This is a genomic window from Devosia sp. XK-2 (genome assembly GCF_037113415.1).
Lineage (GTDB): Bacteria > Pseudomonadota > Alphaproteobacteria > Rhizobiales > Devosiaceae > Devosia.
Map to the genome: position 1 here is coordinate 3,025,657 of NZ_CP146608.1, position 14,444 is coordinate 3,040,100.

Here is a 14,444-nt window from a genome sequence, read left to right on the forward strand (position 1 = left end):
ATTTCGCCTTGAAACTGCTTCGCCGCCTGCTGCTCGCCCTTCTGATCCTCGTCATTGCGAGTTATGTCGGAGCCGTTGGCTACATGTATTTCAATCAACGCGCGCTGCAATATAGCGCCCGGGGAGAGGTGCTGGCCCTGGGCGATACGCAACTCTCCAACGCGCAGGACGTCGCCATCGCCAGCGGCACCACAAGGGTCAATGGCTGGTACCAGCCGCCGCGCCAGGGCATGCCGGTCATTGCCTATTATAAGGGCAATTCCAAGAGCTTTTCCGAGGAGCACGAACGCTATGAGCGCTTCGTGGCCGAGGGTTACGGATTTCTCGCTTTCGACTATCGCGGCTTTCCCGCCTCGCCGGGCGATATATCGGAGGCCAACATTCTGGCCGACGCCATCGCCGCCTTCGACTGGCTCGATGCGCTGACCGACGCCCCTATTCTAATCTGGGGACGCTCGCTGGGCTCAGGACCAGCCACCTATGTCGCCAGCCAGCGCGATGCGGCCGCCCTTTTGCTCGAAACGCCATTTCTCTCGGCCGTCAATGTCGCGGCCGAACGCTATCCCATCCTGCCGGTCTGGCAAGTCATGCAGGACCAATTCCGCAACGATCTCTGGATAGCCGATGTCAGCGAGCCAGTGCTGGTGGCCCACGGCACCGCCGACCGCACCATCGATGTCAGCAATGGTCGGCGCCTCTATGATCTGGCGCCCAATCCTGATGCGCTCTGGATCGTTGAGGGCGCCGACCATTCCGACCTTTGGAATGCCGGCATCTGGGATCAGGCCAAAGCCTTCTTCCACAGGGCACTGCCGCGGTGAAACCAATCAAACAACTGGGCATGTCGCCCAGGCGCACCGCCATCATTGGCGGCCTCATGGTCACGACCGGGCCGCTCAGCCTGACCCTTTATGGTCCGGCCCTGCCCTCGATCGTGGCCGATCTGGGCACCAGCGATGCCGGCGGCAAACTGACCATGACGGTCTATTTCGCCGCCTTCGCCATTTCCCAATTGCTTTGCGGGCCTCTCTCGGACCGCTTTGGCCGCCGCTGGGTCGGCGTCGCCTTCTTTGCTGTTTACGTGCTCGGATCGCTGGTCTGCGCCGTAGCCCCTACACTGGAAATATTGCTTGTCGGCCGGTTGCTGCAGGGACTGGGCGTATCGGCAGGGGTGGCCCTATCCCGTGCCATGGTGCGGGACCAATTCGTGGGCATGGACGCGATCCGCATCCTCACCATGGTCAATCTGATCCTGACCGTGGCGCCCGCCATAGCCCCCACCCTGGGCAGTCTGATCATGCTGGCCGGATCGTGGCATCTGATGTTTGTGGTCATGGCAGGTTTCGGTCTGGCCATCATCGCCCTACTCGGTTTTGGTGCCCGCGAAACCTTGCCGCCCGAAGCGCGAATACAGCTTAGGCCGACCAGGATATTGGCCAATTACGGCCGCCTGCTAGTGGCGCCCGATTTCCTCTTGCCCGCCCTGGTCATCGCCATGGCCTTTGGCGGCTTTTATGGCTTTGCCGCGCTTCTGCCCTTCATTCTGATCGATCAGATTGGCCTTACGCCGTTTCAGTTCGCCATGGCCATGCTGATCCAGACCGGCTCCTTCATCACCGGCAATATCGTGGCGGGCCGCCTGGCCAAGCGCCTGGACGGCCCCGCACTGATACTGCTGGGGCTGGGTTTTCTAGCCTTGGCCGGGCTGGGCTTTGCCATTGCACCCAGGCTGTTCCCCGATGCAGTGCTGGCGACCATGGCGCCGGTGAGTTTCTGGATGCTGGCCCTGTCGGCCATCGGCCCCAGCGCCACCGCCAGCGCCATGGCCCGTTATGGGCATATTGCCGGCTCGGCTGGCGCCCTGACGGGCTTCTTCCAGATGGGCGGCGGCTTCCTCGCCTCCGTTCTGGCCATTGCGCTCTTTCCCGATGCGCGAGCGGCCCTGGTCACCGTGCTGCCAGTCCTGGCGGTGCTAGCTATTGTCATAGCGCTTGTGCACCGGCGGCTTTATCCAGGCCAATAAAAAACGCCGCCCCTAAACGGGGCGGCGCTTAATTCTTAAAGCTCTAAAGCTAAGGCCTAGCTGCGACCGGCCGCCACAATGCCACCTTCACGCTGGGCGCGCTTACGGGCCAGCTTGCGCGCACGGCGCACAGCTTCAGCCTTCTGGCGAGCCTTCTTCTCGGAAGGCTTCTCGTAGTAATTGCGCAGCTTCATTTCGCGGAAGACACCTTCGCGCTGCAGCTTCTTCTTCAGTGCGCGCAGCGCCTGGTCAACATTGTTATCGCGAACGACTACTTGCAAAGGTCAACCGCCCTTTCAAAGCTTTTGCAAACTGTTTGGATGGAAGCGAGACGGCCCAATAAGCCACCCCGCCGACCAGCGGAGCCGGTCACCGTGGCGGGCTCTATAGCCCAACATTGGCGGCCTGTCCACACTCAGCGCGCGGAAAAATGCTGGTATCTTGCTGCTCTGGCGCCATCGGGCTACCCCTTGGATACCATCCAGGAGGCATCATGTACCAGCCCATCGTCTTTCTACCCGGCCTGATCTGCGATGCCAGGCTATGGCGCGACATCATTGACGGCCTGCCGGACCGGATCGCGCCCATGGTCGCAGATCTCAGGCTCGACGACACCATTGCCGCCATGGCCGCCCGAACCCTAGCCGCTGCGCCACCGCGTTTTGCCCTGGCCGGGCTCTCCATGGGCGGCTATGTCGCGCTTGAGATCATGCGCCAAGCGCCCGAACGCGTGACCCATCTCGCCTTGCTCGACACCTCGGCCCGGGCCGATACCGAGGAACGCCGCGAAACCCGGAGCAAGGGCATCGAGATGATCAGCCAGGGCAAGTTCATCGGCGTTTCGCGCGGTCTCTTGCCAACCCTGATCGCTCCGCACCATCTGGGCACATCGCTGGCCGAAGAGGTGCAGGCCATGTCCGAACGCGTCGGGCCCGATGTCTATGTGCGCCAGCAGAAAGCGATCATGGGTCGCATCGATTCGGTCCCCCATCTGGGCGCGATCGCCGCGCCGACGCTGGTCGGGGTAGGTGCGCTCGACAAGCTGATTCCGCCCGAAATGTCCGACGAGATGGCCACGCGCATCCCAAGGGCCGAGCTGGTGACCTTCCCAGACGCGGGGCACTTGCCCACCATGGAAAATCCGGCGCCGGTGGTCGAGGCGATGAGGAACTGGCTGAGCCGCCAAGGGGCGCAGGCCTAGCCCCTTACCACCTTCTAGTCCCTTACCACCTTATTGATATGCCCCATCTTCCGCCCCGGCCGCGCTTCGACCTTGCCATAGAGATGGGGCTGGGTATCGCCGTCGAGCCCGTTAGGAACGATCTCGACCTCGTCGCCGACCAGGTTCTGCATCACCACATCGGCCATGCGCCTGGGATCGCCCAGCGGCCAGCCGGCAATGGCGCGGATATGCTGCTCGAACTGGTCGGTCAGGCACACAGCTTCCGTCCAGTGCCCGGAATTGTGCACGCGCGGCGCGATCTCGTTGACCAGCAGCGATGGCCGCTCGCCGCCAAGCACAAAGAACTCGACGCCCAGCACACCGACATAATCGAGCGCCACCACAATGACCTTGGCCAACATGGCCGCATGCTTTTCGACGCCCGGCGGGATATCGGCCGGCACAGTCGAGGTGAAAAGAATATGGTTTCGGTGCACATTTTCGGCAGCATCGAAGCTGCGCACCGTGCCGTCCGCCCCGCGCGCCACGACAACCGAAATTTCCTTTTCGAAAGGCACAAAGCCTTCCAGCACAAGCGGATGCGGCGCCAATTCGGCAAAGGCCGCCTCGGCATCCGCGGGCGCGCGCAAGACGCGCTGTCCCTTGCCGTCATAGCCCAGCCGTGTCGTCTTGAGCACGGCGGGCAGGCCGAGCTCGGCCACGGCCTTGTTGAGGTCGTCCAGGCCATGGATGGCGCGATAGGGCGCGACCGGAATGTTCTTGGAAGCGAGGAACCCCTTCTCCTCCAGCCGGTCTTGCGAAATGGCAAGCGCATTTGCACCGGGACGAAGCGGCTTCAGCCCCGCCAGCACTTGGGCGGTTGTGGCCGGTACATTCTCGAATTCATAGGTAATGACATCGACCTGAGCCGCAAAACCTTTGAGCGCCTCGACATCGTCATAGGCGGCCACGGTTTTGAATGGCGTCACATCGAATGCCGGGCTTTGCGGGTCGGGGCAATAGATATGGCTTTTCAACCCCAGCTTCGCTGCCGCCAGCGCCAGCATGCGCCCAAGCTGACCTCCGCCCAGAATGCCAATGGTCGCGCCGGGAGCCAGGATGGTCGTTTCTTTGGTCAAGATACTACTCGAGATCGGACGGAAATTGGGGCACGGCCTGGGTCTGGCGGGCGCGATGCGCCTCAAGCCGGTCGGCCAGTTCATCATCGCTCAGCGCCAGCACGGCGGCGGCCAGCAAAGCTGCGTTGATGGCGCCGGGCTCGCCAATGGCCAAGGTACCCACTGGGATACCGCCGGGCATCTGCACGATGGAATAAAGGCTATCCATGCCACTCAGGGCCTTGGAGCGCACCGGCACACCAAAGACCGGCAGCGTTGTCATGGCCGCAATCATGCCGGGCAGATGCGCAGCGCCACCAGCGCCGGCGATGATCACCTTGATCCCCTCTTCTCGCGCATTGGTGGCAAAGTCCACCATGCGTTCGGGCGTGCGATGTGCCGAGACGATGCGCGCCTCATACTCGACTTCGAGATTTTCGAGGGTTTCGGCGGCCAGCCGCATAGTGGGCCAGTCCGATTGGCTGCCCATGACAATGGCGACCGGTGGCTTGAGCATGGCGTTTCCCCCGTGCCGCTCCGCAAAGCGTGCACCCGAGCATCGGACCGAAAAATGCCAGGCGGTTCTCGGGCGGTTCCGATGCGAATCCAAAACTAGAGCGCACGATCCAATTTCGTCGGATCGTCAGGCGCTCTAGCCCAATTTCCGCCATAACTCAAGGCGCCGGAGCGCTCAGGCAATGATGTCGGGCAAGAGAATATTTTCGAGTTGGACGATGCGATCCTTAAGCGCCAGCTTCCGCTTTTTAAGGCGCTGGATCAGCATGCGATCGGCCAGTTGCGACTGGCTCAGAGTATGTATGGCCGCGTCGAGATCGGCGTGTTCCTGGCGTTTTGTGGCCAGTTCGATGCCGAGCTGGGTTTCCTGTTCCTTGGTCAACGACAGCATGGTGTATCGGAACTCTCAGGCGCCAATCATTAGCCTTGGTTAACTGATCACGCAGAGTTTTGCATCTGATTTCCGGTGCGCTGCCAAACGGCGTCGACAAAGGATGAAATATTTGTGACGATACCCTCGTCCAACACGCTGAAAGGAGTTGCTATGACGACTGAAGGCCACATCGCCGCGCTGGAACGGCGTCATCAGGAACTGGATCGGATGATCCAGACGGAAAGCCAAAATCGGCTCGCCGACGATCTGATGGTTGCAGCGCTCAAGCGCAAGAAACTCGAAGTGAAGGACGAACTTTTCAAGCTCCAGGGCGCCACGCGGCAATAAGGCAGCATCAACAAGATCGATCCGCTCTGGAGGGTCACGGCTCACGCCGCGGCCCTTTTTCACGTGCCCAGGGCCTTTTCCAATTCTCTAGGATTAACATCCTCTTAAGAAGCGGAGGGCATCGTCATTCCCAAAACGGCACAACTCGATTCGTGCTGAAGACCATTCTGATCTGGGGTAGATATGACGCGTGTTCTGGTCGTGGATGATGATCCGGTACAATTGCGGCTAACCTCGGAAGTCGCCAACCGGGCCGGCTTCAAGCCGATCACCGCGACCGGCGGCGAACAAGCCCTGTCCATCCTGCGCAGCGATCCCCAGTTGGGCGCCATGATCCTGGACCTGGTCATGCCCGATCTCGACGGCATGGGAGTCATGGAGACCATGCGCCGGGAGGGGATCACCACCCCGGTGATCATCCAGACCGCCAATGCCTCGCTGGAAACCGTGATCTCGGCCATGCGCCAGGGCGCAGCGGACTATTTCGTCAAGCCCGTGGCACCGGAGAGGCTGGTCATCTCACTGCGCAATGCCATGAAACTCGATGCGCTCGAAGCAGCCATTCGCGCCGAGCATGCGCGCAAGTCCGGCACTTTCACGCAGAAGGACATGATTGCCGCCGCCCCCGCCATGGCACGCGTCATCACGCTGTGCGCCAAGGCCGCCAAAAGCAATATTCCCGTCCTCATTGAAGGCGAATCCGGCACCGGCAAGGAATTGGTCGCCCGTATCATTCAAGGCACCGGCGATCGCGCGGGCAAGCCATTCGTCACCGTCAATTGCGGCGCCATTCCGCCCAATCTGGTTGAATCGGTGTTGTTCGGCCACAAGAAGGGGGCCTTTACCGGCGCCCATGCCGACCAGCCGGGCAAATTCGCTGAGGCCCATGGCGGAACCCTGTTTCTCGACGAAGTGGGCGAACTGCCGCTCGAAACGCAGGTCAAGCTGCTCCGCGCCCTCCAAGATGGCGAGATCGAGCCGGTGGGCGCCAGCAAAGCCGAAAAGGTCAATGTGCGCCTGATCTCGGCAACCAATAGGCGGCTTTTGAACCTCGCCAAATCCGGCGAATTCCGCGAAGACCTGTTCTACCGCCTCAACGTCTTCCCCATCTATGTACCGCCCTTGCGCGAACGGCTCGAAGACCTGCCTGCGCTGATCAGCCATTTCATTGCCCGGTTCTCGGCGGAAGCGGGCAAGCGCATTCTGGGTGTGTCGCCCGCTGTCACCGACCTTCTGGGCGCCTATGACTGGCCGGGCAATGTGCGTCAGCTCGAAAACACCATCTATCGTGCCATTGTGCTCAGCGACGGCGCCTTTCTCGAGACCCAGGATTTCCCGCAGATCCTGGCCCAGGCCGCGGGCCGGGACGAGGCGCTACGCTCGATCGAGAAAGTCGCCGCCCCCAGCGAGCCCGTGCATATCGACGCGGCCCCCGCCCGCGCCCCACTCCAGTCCGAACCGCCGGCCACGCGCGACCGCTTCCTTGCCGACAATGGGGAATTGCAGGCCTTGTCCGAGATCGAGCGGGAGGCGATTGCCTTTGCCATTGAGCATCATGGCGGGCGCATGTCACGGGTGGCTCGCGCCCTGGGCATTGGACGCTCAACGCTTTACCGCAAGCTGCATGAATATGGCATGGCCGAAGGGCTCATCAACGATGCCGCCTGAGCGATAGGGACAAGGACCGAAATCGGCCTTGTCCCGGACGATATCCCCAAAGGCCTGACCGTAAAGCACCTGTGCACCGGGGCGCCATTACGAGCCAGCATTGGTGCCATGCGCATCAACTCGGCACGTTAACCTTATTCCTTACCGGACCGTTAAGAGATTGGCGCGAAATGTCGCCATTATTTTAACTTGCGAGGCCACCATGCGACATTCAGCCATTGCCCTTCTCGCCCTTCTGGCCGCTTCCGTTTCGGCTCACGCGGCGGATCTGGGCTGGAGCAATTCCGGCACATCGCCCATCTACGGCGGAACCAGCGCCACCCAGTGGACCGGCTTTTATGCCGGTGTCAGCGGTGGCTATGGCTGGGGCACCACCATTGTCGACCCGGCTGTTGGGGCAGCCACAAACAACAATTCTGCCGGCTGGAGTCTGGGCGCACAGGCCGGCTACAATATGGACATGGGGGGCTTCGTTCTCGGCGGCGAAGCCGACCTGCAATGGGCCGGCATCGGCTATAGTGAATCGCTGGGCGGCGGCAATACATTCGAGGCCAAGACCGACTTCTTCGGCACCGTGCGCGGCCGCGCCGGCGTCCCCGTCGGCCAGGTCATGCCTTATGCCACGGGCGGTCTCGCCTTTGGCCGCGGCGTCGCTCAGGAAAACACCGGCGTCGTCACCTCGCAGACCGCCAATCACTTCGGCTGGACCGCCGGGCTGGGCCTGGAAGCCCAGGCCACCGAAAATATCTCGGTCAAGGCCGAATATCTCTATGTCGATCTGGGCGAACAGTCCTATGGCGGTCTGCCCAGCGGCAATCGCGACATCACCCAGCGCTTCTCGGTCGTACGCGCCGGCATCAATTACAAGTTCTGATTGGGATTTGGGGCCGCGCTGACCGTTTTTGCGCCGGCACTGCTGCCGCCGCCTACCGGATGCGCTGCTGAGTCCGCTTGTCGAAGACCAGCGTGCGACCGGCAGGAAAGCGCAGGTGCAGTCTGTCGCCGGACCGCAGATCGCGACGCTCGCGAACCTCCACGGCAATCGGCTCGGCACCAGATCTATTGGCATAGGCAAAGCTGGACGTACCGAGATGCTCGACGGCTGTCACCTCGATGGCCAATCCGTCATCGGCCAGGGTGAAATGTTCCGGACGACATCCCAGCACCACTTCGCCCCCGATTTCAGGAAGCTGCAGATCGGGCAAGGCGACGTCTAGGGCTTGCGGCCCTGCAAGCCGCACCAGACCGGGCGCCACCACAGTGGCGTCGAAAAAATTCATCCTTGGGCTACCGATAAAGCCCGCCACAAAGAGATTGTCCGGGTCGTCATAGAGTTCGAGCGGCGCGCCGGCTTGCTCAATGCGCCCCGCGCGCAAAACCACGATCTTGTCTGCCAGGGTCATCGCTTCGACCTGATCATGGGTGACATAGACCATGGTGGCCCCGAGCCGCTCATGCAAACCGGCCAGTTCGATCCGCATCTGGACACGCAGCTCCGCATCCAGGTTGGACAGGGGCTCGTCGAAGAGGAACACCTCTGGCTGGCGCACGATGGCGCGGCCGATGGCAACCCTTTGCCGTTGTCCGCCCGAAAGCTGAGCCGGTTTGCGGTCCAGCAAATGGGTCAGTTGCAACACCGACGCTGCGGTCTCGATGCGGGCGCGTGCCTCGGCCTTGGGCACACCGTTTACACGCATGCCAAAGCCCATATTCTGCGCCACCGTCATATGCGGGAACAGGGCATAGGACTGAAACACCATGGCCACGCCGCGCTGCGCCGGATCGACATGGGTAACGTCGCGCGCCCCGATCTGGATCGAGCCGCCGCTGGCTTCCTCCAGCCCCGCGATCAGGCGCAGCAATGTCGATTTGCCGCAGCCCGAGGGGCCGACAAAGACCACGAATTCCCCATCCTCAATATCGAGGCTGACCGAATGGATGATCTGGGTGGCACCGAAGCGCTTGGAAAGATCTGACAGTACGAGTTGAGCCATGTTTGTCCCTTCGGATCACCCCTTAAGACCCGAGCCGGCAAGGCCCTGGACATAGTAGCGCTGCAGGGGCAGCAGCAAAACGATGGGGATGAGTGCGGTGATGACGGCAACGCCGAACAATTCGTTCCAGGCCGTCGTATATTGTTCCTGGAAGCTCGCCATCCCCACCTGAATGACCTTGAATTCCTGGGCAGGCATGGCCAGCAGCGGCCAGAGAAACGCTTCCCATTGGAAGATGAACAACATCAGCCCGGCGCTGATACAGGTGGGCATGGAAAGTGGAACATAGACGCTCCACAGGATGCGGAGGGGCCCTGCCCCTTCAAGCCGCGCGGCCTCGTAATAGTCTTTGGGGACCTGCCGGAAGAATTGATAGAACAGGAAAACGGCCAGCCCATTGGCGACAGAGGGCACAATCAGCGCGGCCACATTGTCGATCCACCCCAATTGTTGAACGACGCCATAAAGTGGCATGGCAATCGCCTCAAAAGGCAACATGAAGCTGACCACCACAATCGCCAGAATCGTGTTTTTGGCCGGAAAGTTAAAGACGGCAAAGGCATAGCCGGCCAACCCATTGACCACCAGGCCAAAGGCCGTCGTCAGCCCCGCAACCATCAGCGTATTCCAGATGATCGTGCCAAAGCCGCGCTCGAAAATGCCGAAATAGGCTTCAACCGTCAGCGGCTCGGGCAGGAAGGCACGCGGCGAGAACGGAAACAGGTCTCGAAAGATCGCATCATTGGGACGCAATGACGAGATGATCGCCCACCATAGCGGCATAATGAACACCACGGCGCTGACGGCCAGAGCCAGATAGATCAGCCCCTTGCGCATCTGGGATGAGCGCAGCCAATTCATGATGCGGCTCCTTGGCGGCGCCCAGACAACAGCCAGAACTGCAGGCCGACAATGACCAGCAGCAGCGCCACAAGGATCACCACAATGGCCATGGCCCGTCCCATATCGCCAAAGACGAACCCTGACTTATAGGCTTCGTACATCAGAACATTGGTCGAATTGCGCGGCCCGCCATTGGTGAGCATGAAGATGGGCGCAAAGAGCAGGAAATTGATGGTGACATCGGCCACCAATACGAAAAGCAGGGTCGGCTTGAGCAATGGCAGGGTCACGAGCCACAGGCGCTGCCAGCTCGAGGCGCCTTCCAGCCGCGCCGCCTCATGAATTTCGGGCGAGATGTTCTGCAGCCCACCGATGATGAAAATCATCCAATAGCTGATGCCCTTCCACGTCGCGATGGCGATAATCGAATAAAGCGCCAGCTCGGGACTGGTCAGAAAGCGCAGTGGCGGCAGTCCCAGCGCGCCCAGAAAGCCGTTCAGCAGGCCATCCGGCAGCAGCATGATGCGCCAGATGATGACCGCGACCGGCAAGGACACACCGATAGGGATCAGGAACAGAAATCGGAAAATGCCGATAAAGGGCACCTTCTGCACGAACATCAGCGCCAGCAGCAAGGCGAGCGCCACCTGCAGGGGATTGATGATCAGATTGAACCACAGCGTGACCCAAAGCGACTGCCAGAAGCCGTTATCGGTCAGCAGCAATATGTAGTTCTCGAAGCCGACAAACAGCCGCTCGCCGCGGAAGGTTGAAAACAGGCTTTCAAAAACCGCCAGGACGATCGGATAGACCCGGAACAGGGCCAGGCCGAGCAGCGCCGGCAGGAGCGCAATAGGCGCCAGCGGTATCGTCAGCCTTTTCATGGTCCTGTCTCCGGTCAGAGCCCGCCCCAAGCCAAGAAAGGTCGGGGCGGATGCTAGAGCAATTACTGGCGATTGAGGCGCCGGGCGGCCTCGTCATAGGCGTCCACCGCCGTGACCAGCGCTTCATCGACATCCACGCCATTGGCAATGTCAACGAAGGCGGTGCGGAAGGCATCCTGGAGCTGGCTGAAGGCCACGGTCACCGGGCGGGGCTGCGCCGTATTGCGCGATTCCCAGGCCGAAAGCCGCATCACGCTGCCGGGAAACGCGTCATAGGCCGGGTCAGTATCAATCGCTTCGAGCAGTGCCAGGGTCGTGGGCAATTGATTGAGATTGTCGAACCAGATCCCAGTGCCTTCCGCTGACAGGGTCGCGAAGGTTGCAAAATCGGTTGCCGCCTCTGCGTCCGGCGAGGCAGCGTGAACGCCGAGATACCAGCTCCCGGTCGGGGTGACCGCCGCGCCTTCGGCAAAACGCGGATGCGGCGCAATGCCGAAATTGATGTCGCTTTCGGCAATGGCGGGCACATTCCAGGTGCCGCCGACAAACATGGCCAATTGGCCGTTGACGAACATCTGGGTCGCTTCGCCAAAGCCCAGGGCGCGCGGGCTGACCTCGTCGACATTGAACAGGCCGGACCACCAATTGGCAGCCTGCCGCCAGGCATCGCCATCGAGATAGTCGGCAGCGGTCATGGTGTCGTCCGAAATGATGGCGCCGCCCAGCGAGGCACCGAGCGGCTGCAACTGATAGAGCTCACCGAATTGCTCAAAGGCGAAGCCCCAGGTCTGGGTGCGTCCATCCTCGGTTTTCGTGACTGCGTTTGCCGCTTCGACAAGCCGTTCCCAGGTCCAGCGCCCCTCGGTGGCCATGGCCTGAATGTCGTCGGCGCTCGCCTGGCCATCGGCCGTCAATCCCGCCGGCGGCTCAATGCCAGCCTCGGTCAAAAGGTCGATATTGTAATAGAGCACCTGGGCCGAGGAGTTCATCGGCAGGGCATAGAGCTCTCCCTCGAAGGTGCCGGCCTGACCTGCGGAGGCAACCAGCGTCTCGCGAGCCTGGGCCTCAATTTCAGCGCCGAATGGCGCGATATAGCCATTGGCGGCGTAGGACGCCACGACCGGCGCATCGGTGTAGATCAGGTCGATATTCTCGTCTCCCGACCGCAGGCGCAGATCGGAGACCTGGAAGAACTGCCCCCAGGGCAGGGCCTGGATTTCGACGGTGACGTCTGGATGGGCGGCCATATAGGCGTCCGCCACCGCTTCCATTGCCCCCTTGTCGAGCCCTTCAAGCATGAGAATGGTCAGGGTGGTGCTGGCCTGTGCCGTCCCTGTGGCAGCCAAGAACGCGACGACAGATGTCGCAAATGCGGTCCTGATTTTCATTCCTATCTCCAATTGTGCTGGTTCAGTTTGTCGGGTTGAGGGTTCGAACCTGGCCGGCAATGGTGCCGGCGGCAGCCTTGAGCGCGGGCATCAGCCGCCCGGCAAAACCGTCGCGGTCGATATCGACGGCAACGCCGATTTGAGGAAGATCGGGATCGCGCCAGGCACGGCGATCCGTGGATGTTGCGCCATAATAGTCTCCCGGCACGCAGCACACGGTCAGCGGCAAGGTCTCTATTTCAAACAGGTCCGGATCAATGAGCCAGGCGATCGGGCACGGGTCGTGCAGCGCCGGGCCGGGCGTTCGGCCCAAGCGCACATCGCCTGAACCCTGGGCATAGAACTGGAGAATGTCTGCAACCGGATTTGGCGCTTCGATCCCGAAATTGAGTGTCTCCAGCTCGGCCATGGAAATCCAGGCGCGGTTTGTGACATTCAGCCCGAACATGATGACGCGCATGCCCGAGCGCAGGACGATTGCAGCGGCATCGGGATCGGCCCAGATGTTGAATTCGGCCTGCGCGGTGACATTGCCGCCATCGATCCCGCCGCCCATGAACACCAGTTCACGCACCAGCGGCGCAATGCCCGGATCGAGCGACAGGGCCAGGGCAATTGTGGTCATGGGCCCCAGAGCGACAAGGGTGATCTCCCCCGGAGCGCTCCGCACCCGCCGGATGATTTCCAGCGCGCCATGGCCCTCGGCCAGCACACGATTGTGCGGCGGCAGCGTTGCGCCCTTGGAATCTAGGCCGGTACGGCCATGGAACGCGGTCGGATATGCATATCGGTGATGCAAGGCCAGCTCGGCGCCGGCGAAAACCGGGCAATCCAAATCAAGCGCCGCTGCTATGGCCAGCGCATTGTCGGCCGTATGCCGGAGCGGCGCATTGCCATTGACCGCAATAATCGCCTCGACGTGGATTTCCGGGGCCGATGCGGCCAAGGCCAGGGCAGCGAAGTCGTCGTGGCCGGGGTCACAATCAATGATAACGCGGTGTTTGGGCATACAGATCGTCCTGTTCGTGTCGCCAGTCTGGGCGATCCCGCCGAGACAAAAAATCGACGCTTTCGGCATTCAGTGGAGAAAAACTCAACTGATCGAATTCTCGGCCTGCCAGGCGGCAACGAGCTGACGACACAGCGCATCCCGGACCGACTGCGGTTGAAAGGCATTGCGCGCCGCTTCCAGATTGTGGGCCAGGAACTCTCCCCTGCCCCAGCCAAAGGCCGCTTCGAGCCGTTCATATTCCAGCGACAGGGAAATAGGCGCGACAGTTCGGGCGTCGGTGTTGACGCCAAGGGACAGGCCCCGCCGCGACAAAGTATCGATGGGATGGCTGGCAAAATCGGCACAGACGCCAACCTGAACATTGCTCGAAGGGCAAACCTCGAGATGGGTGCCGCGCTCCTTGAGCATCTGCACCACATCGTCATTTTCGAGACACCTCACCCCATGGCCGATACGCTGCGGATTGAGATGGGTCAGGACCTCGGCGACGCTGTCCGCTCCGGCCGCCTCACCGGCATGGGCGGTGATGTTAAGTCCCAGCGCATGGGCACGCTCAAAGACCACGTAATTGGGCGCCAGAGCATGCCCCGCCTCGTCGCCGGCAATATCGACGCCGACAACACCCCGGTCTGTCCAGCGATGTGCCAGATCGATGACGGCAAGGTTCTGTTCGGCAGAATAGTCCCTCAGGGCACACAGGATGAGCCCGACGTCGATCGCCCGCCCGGACTTGCCTTCGGCAACACCGGCCACGACCGCTTCCATGACCTCGTCAAGCGTCAGACCGTCGCTCAAATGGGTTTGTGGCGCAAACCGCAGCTCCGCATAAATGACCCCATCCTGATCCAGTTCGGCGATCAGTTCTGCCGTCGCGATTCGCAAGGCGCCGGTGGTCTGCAGCAGCGCGCAGGATGGCGCGATAGCGTCGAGATATTGCTTGAGAGAGGTGCATTCTTCCGGCGCGACGAACTGGGAAAGATACTGGTCCCGCGTCAGCGTCGTCCCAAGGCGCTGCAACGCAGTCCAGGTGACGGAACAGTCAAGGTGCAGATGCAGCTCGATTTTGGGATAGGACTGAAATCGACTGTCAGGGCGCAGCATGCAGGTGCCTTTCT

General features: G+C 61.5%; 16 protein-coding genes. 6 read left to right on the forward strand and 10 right to left on the reverse strand.

The annotated features are described in order from the left end of the window. Positions 1 to 8 precede the first annotated feature (8 nt). Complete coding sequence (locus V8Z65_RS14890) at positions 9 to 821, forward strand: alpha/beta hydrolase (protein WP_338720939.1); 813 nt, start codon at positions 9 to 11, stop codon at positions 819 to 821. A 20-nt stretch (positions 822 to 841) separates the two neighbouring features. Next, positions 842 to 2,023, forward strand: a complete 1,182-nt coding sequence (locus V8Z65_RS14895; protein ID WP_338720940.1) for a multidrug effflux MFS transporter — start codon at positions 842 to 844, stop codon at positions 2,021 to 2,023. A 56-nt stretch (positions 2,024 to 2,079) separates the two neighbouring features. On the opposite strand, the gene rpsU is transcribed toward V8Z65_RS14895, so the two are convergent. Continuing rightward, positions 2,080 to 2,304, reverse strand: a complete 225-nt coding sequence (rpsU, locus tag V8Z65_RS14900; RefSeq protein ID WP_338720941.1) for a 30S ribosomal protein S21 — start codon at positions 2,302 to 2,304, stop codon at positions 2,080 to 2,082. Positions 2,305 to 2,516: 212 nt separating this feature from the next. Here rpsU and V8Z65_RS14905 point away from each other — a divergent pair, with 212 nt between their 5' ends. Continuing rightward, a complete protein-coding gene (locus V8Z65_RS14905; protein ID WP_338720943.1) occupies positions 2,517 to 3,224 on the forward strand; it encodes an alpha/beta fold hydrolase in 708 nt (235 codons plus the stop codon). A gap of 14 nt (positions 3,225 to 3,238) precedes the next feature. Here the strand turns inward: V8Z65_RS14905 and V8Z65_RS14910 are convergent, their stop codons facing one another. The 3 genes from V8Z65_RS14910 to V8Z65_RS14920 form a co-directional block, all read right to left on the reverse strand. Beyond that, the gene (locus V8Z65_RS14910; RefSeq protein ID WP_338720944.1) at positions 3,239 to 4,324 is read right to left on the reverse strand and encodes a 5-(carboxyamino)imidazole ribonucleotide synthase; all 1,086 of its coding nucleotides are present in this window, start codon (positions 4,322 to 4,324) and stop codon (positions 3,239 to 3,241) included. A 4-nt stretch (positions 4,325 to 4,328) separates the two neighbouring features. Then, the gene (gene purE / locus V8Z65_RS14915) at positions 4,329 to 4,820 is read right to left on the reverse strand and encodes a 5-(carboxyamino)imidazole ribonucleotide mutase (protein WP_338720945.1); all 492 of its coding nucleotides are present in this window, start codon (positions 4,818 to 4,820) and stop codon (positions 4,329 to 4,331) included. A 174-nt stretch (positions 4,821 to 4,994) separates the two neighbouring features. Continuing rightward, positions 4,995 to 5,201, reverse strand: coding sequence for a DUF465 domain-containing protein (locus V8Z65_RS14920; protein WP_338724039.1), 207 nt, complete (start codon positions 5,199 to 5,201; stop codon positions 4,995 to 4,997). 219 nt (positions 5,202 to 5,420) lie between these two features. Between V8Z65_RS14920 and V8Z65_RS14925 the strand changes: the two genes are divergently transcribed. The 3 genes from V8Z65_RS14925 to V8Z65_RS14935 all read left to right on the forward strand — a co-directional run bounded on the left by V8Z65_RS14925 (position 5,421) and on the right by V8Z65_RS14935 (position 8,082). Next, a complete protein-coding gene (locus tag V8Z65_RS14925; protein WP_338724040.1) occupies positions 5,421 to 5,540 on the forward strand; it encodes a DUF465 domain-containing protein in 120 nt (39 codons plus the stop codon). A 183-nt stretch (positions 5,541 to 5,723) separates the two neighbouring features. Next, the gene (locus V8Z65_RS14930) at positions 5,724 to 7,208 is read left to right on the forward strand and encodes a sigma-54 dependent transcriptional regulator (RefSeq protein ID WP_338720946.1); all 1,485 of its coding nucleotides are present in this window, start codon (positions 5,724 to 5,726) and stop codon (positions 7,206 to 7,208) included. Between the two features lie 202 nt (positions 7,209 to 7,410). Then, positions 7,411 to 8,082: an outer membrane protein gene (locus tag V8Z65_RS14935; protein WP_338720947.1), complete on the forward strand. Its 672-nt coding sequence runs from the start codon at positions 7,411 to 7,413 to the stop codon at positions 8,080 to 8,082. A 52-nt stretch (positions 8,083 to 8,134) separates the two neighbouring features. Here V8Z65_RS14935 and ugpC read toward each other — a convergent pair whose 3' ends face one another. The 6 genes from ugpC to add form a co-directional block, all read right to left on the reverse strand. Further along, on the reverse strand, positions 8,135 to 9,202 hold the full coding sequence (gene ugpC / locus V8Z65_RS14940; RefSeq protein WP_338720948.1) for a sn-glycerol-3-phosphate ABC transporter ATP-binding protein UgpC: 1,068 nt from the start codon (positions 9,200 to 9,202) through the stop codon (positions 8,135 to 8,137). Between the two features lie 15 nt (positions 9,203 to 9,217). After that, entirely contained in the window at positions 9,218 to 10,063 is an 846-nt protein-coding gene (locus V8Z65_RS14945) for a carbohydrate ABC transporter permease (protein ID WP_338720949.1), read from the reverse strand. Next, positions 10,060 to 10,929, reverse strand: coding sequence for a sugar ABC transporter permease (locus V8Z65_RS14950; protein WP_338720950.1), 870 nt, complete (start codon positions 10,927 to 10,929; stop codon positions 10,060 to 10,062). The genes V8Z65_RS14945 and V8Z65_RS14950 overlap by 4 nt, the downstream gene beginning before the upstream one ends. A 62-nt stretch (positions 10,930 to 10,991) precedes the next feature. After that, on the reverse strand, positions 10,992 to 12,317 hold the full coding sequence (locus tag V8Z65_RS14955) for a sugar ABC transporter substrate-binding protein (protein WP_338720951.1): 1,326 nt from the start codon (positions 12,315 to 12,317) through the stop codon (positions 10,992 to 10,994). A gap of 22 nt (positions 12,318 to 12,339) precedes the next feature. Further along, positions 12,340 to 13,326 carry a nucleoside hydrolase gene (locus V8Z65_RS14960; protein WP_338720952.1) on the reverse strand — a complete coding sequence of 329 codons (987 nt, stop codon included), beginning with the start codon at positions 13,324 to 13,326 and terminating at the stop codon, positions 12,340 to 12,342. A gap of 84 nt (positions 13,327 to 13,410) precedes the next feature. Continuing rightward, entirely contained in the window at positions 13,411 to 14,430 is a 1,020-nt protein-coding gene (gene add, locus V8Z65_RS14965; protein ID WP_338720953.1) for an adenosine deaminase, read from the reverse strand. Positions 14,431 to 14,444 lie beyond the last annotated feature (14 nt).

Bases quoted from the DNA above. Each gene is read 5' to 3' on its own strand.
- V8Z65_RS14895 (WP_338720940.1), top strand. From the start codon at position 842: ATGTCGCCCAGGCGCACCGCCATCATTGGCGGCCTCATGGTCACGACC.
- V8Z65_RS14905 (WP_338720943.1), top strand. From the start codon at position 2,517: ATGTACCAGCCCATCGTCTTTCTACCCGGCCTGATCTGCGATGCCAGG.
- purE (WP_338720945.1), bottom strand. From the start codon at position 4,820: ATGCTCAAGCCACCGGTCGCCATTGTCATGGGCAGCCAATCGGACTGG.
- V8Z65_RS14925 (WP_338724040.1), top strand. From the start codon at position 5,421: ATGATCCAGACGGAAAGCCAAAATCGGCTCGCCGACGATCTGATGGTT.
- V8Z65_RS14930 (WP_338720946.1), top strand. From the start codon at position 5,724: ATGACGCGTGTTCTGGTCGTGGATGATGATCCGGTACAATTGCGGCTA.
- V8Z65_RS14935 (WP_338720947.1), top strand. From the start codon at position 7,411: ATGCGACATTCAGCCATTGCCCTTCTCGCCCTTCTGGCCGCTTCCGTT.
- ugpC (WP_338720948.1), bottom strand. From the start codon at position 9,202: ATGGCTCAACTCGTACTGTCAGATCTTTCCAAGCGCTTCGGTGCCACC.
- V8Z65_RS14945 (WP_338720949.1), bottom strand. From the start codon at position 10,063: ATGAATTGGCTGCGCTCATCCCAGATGCGCAAGGGGCTGATCTATCTG.
- V8Z65_RS14950 (WP_338720950.1), bottom strand. From the start codon at position 10,929: ATGAAAAGGCTGACGATACCGCTGGCGCCTATTGCGCTCCTGCCGGCG.
- V8Z65_RS14955 (WP_338720951.1), bottom strand. From the start codon at position 12,317: ATGAAAATCAGGACCGCATTTGCGACATCTGTCGTCGCGTTCTTGGCT.
- V8Z65_RS14960 (WP_338720952.1), bottom strand. From the start codon at position 13,326: ATGCCCAAACACCGCGTTATCATTGATTGTGACCCCGGCCACGACGAC.
- add (WP_338720953.1), bottom strand. From the start codon at position 14,430: ATGCTGCGCCCTGACAGTCGATTTCAGTCCTATCCCAAAATCGAGCTG.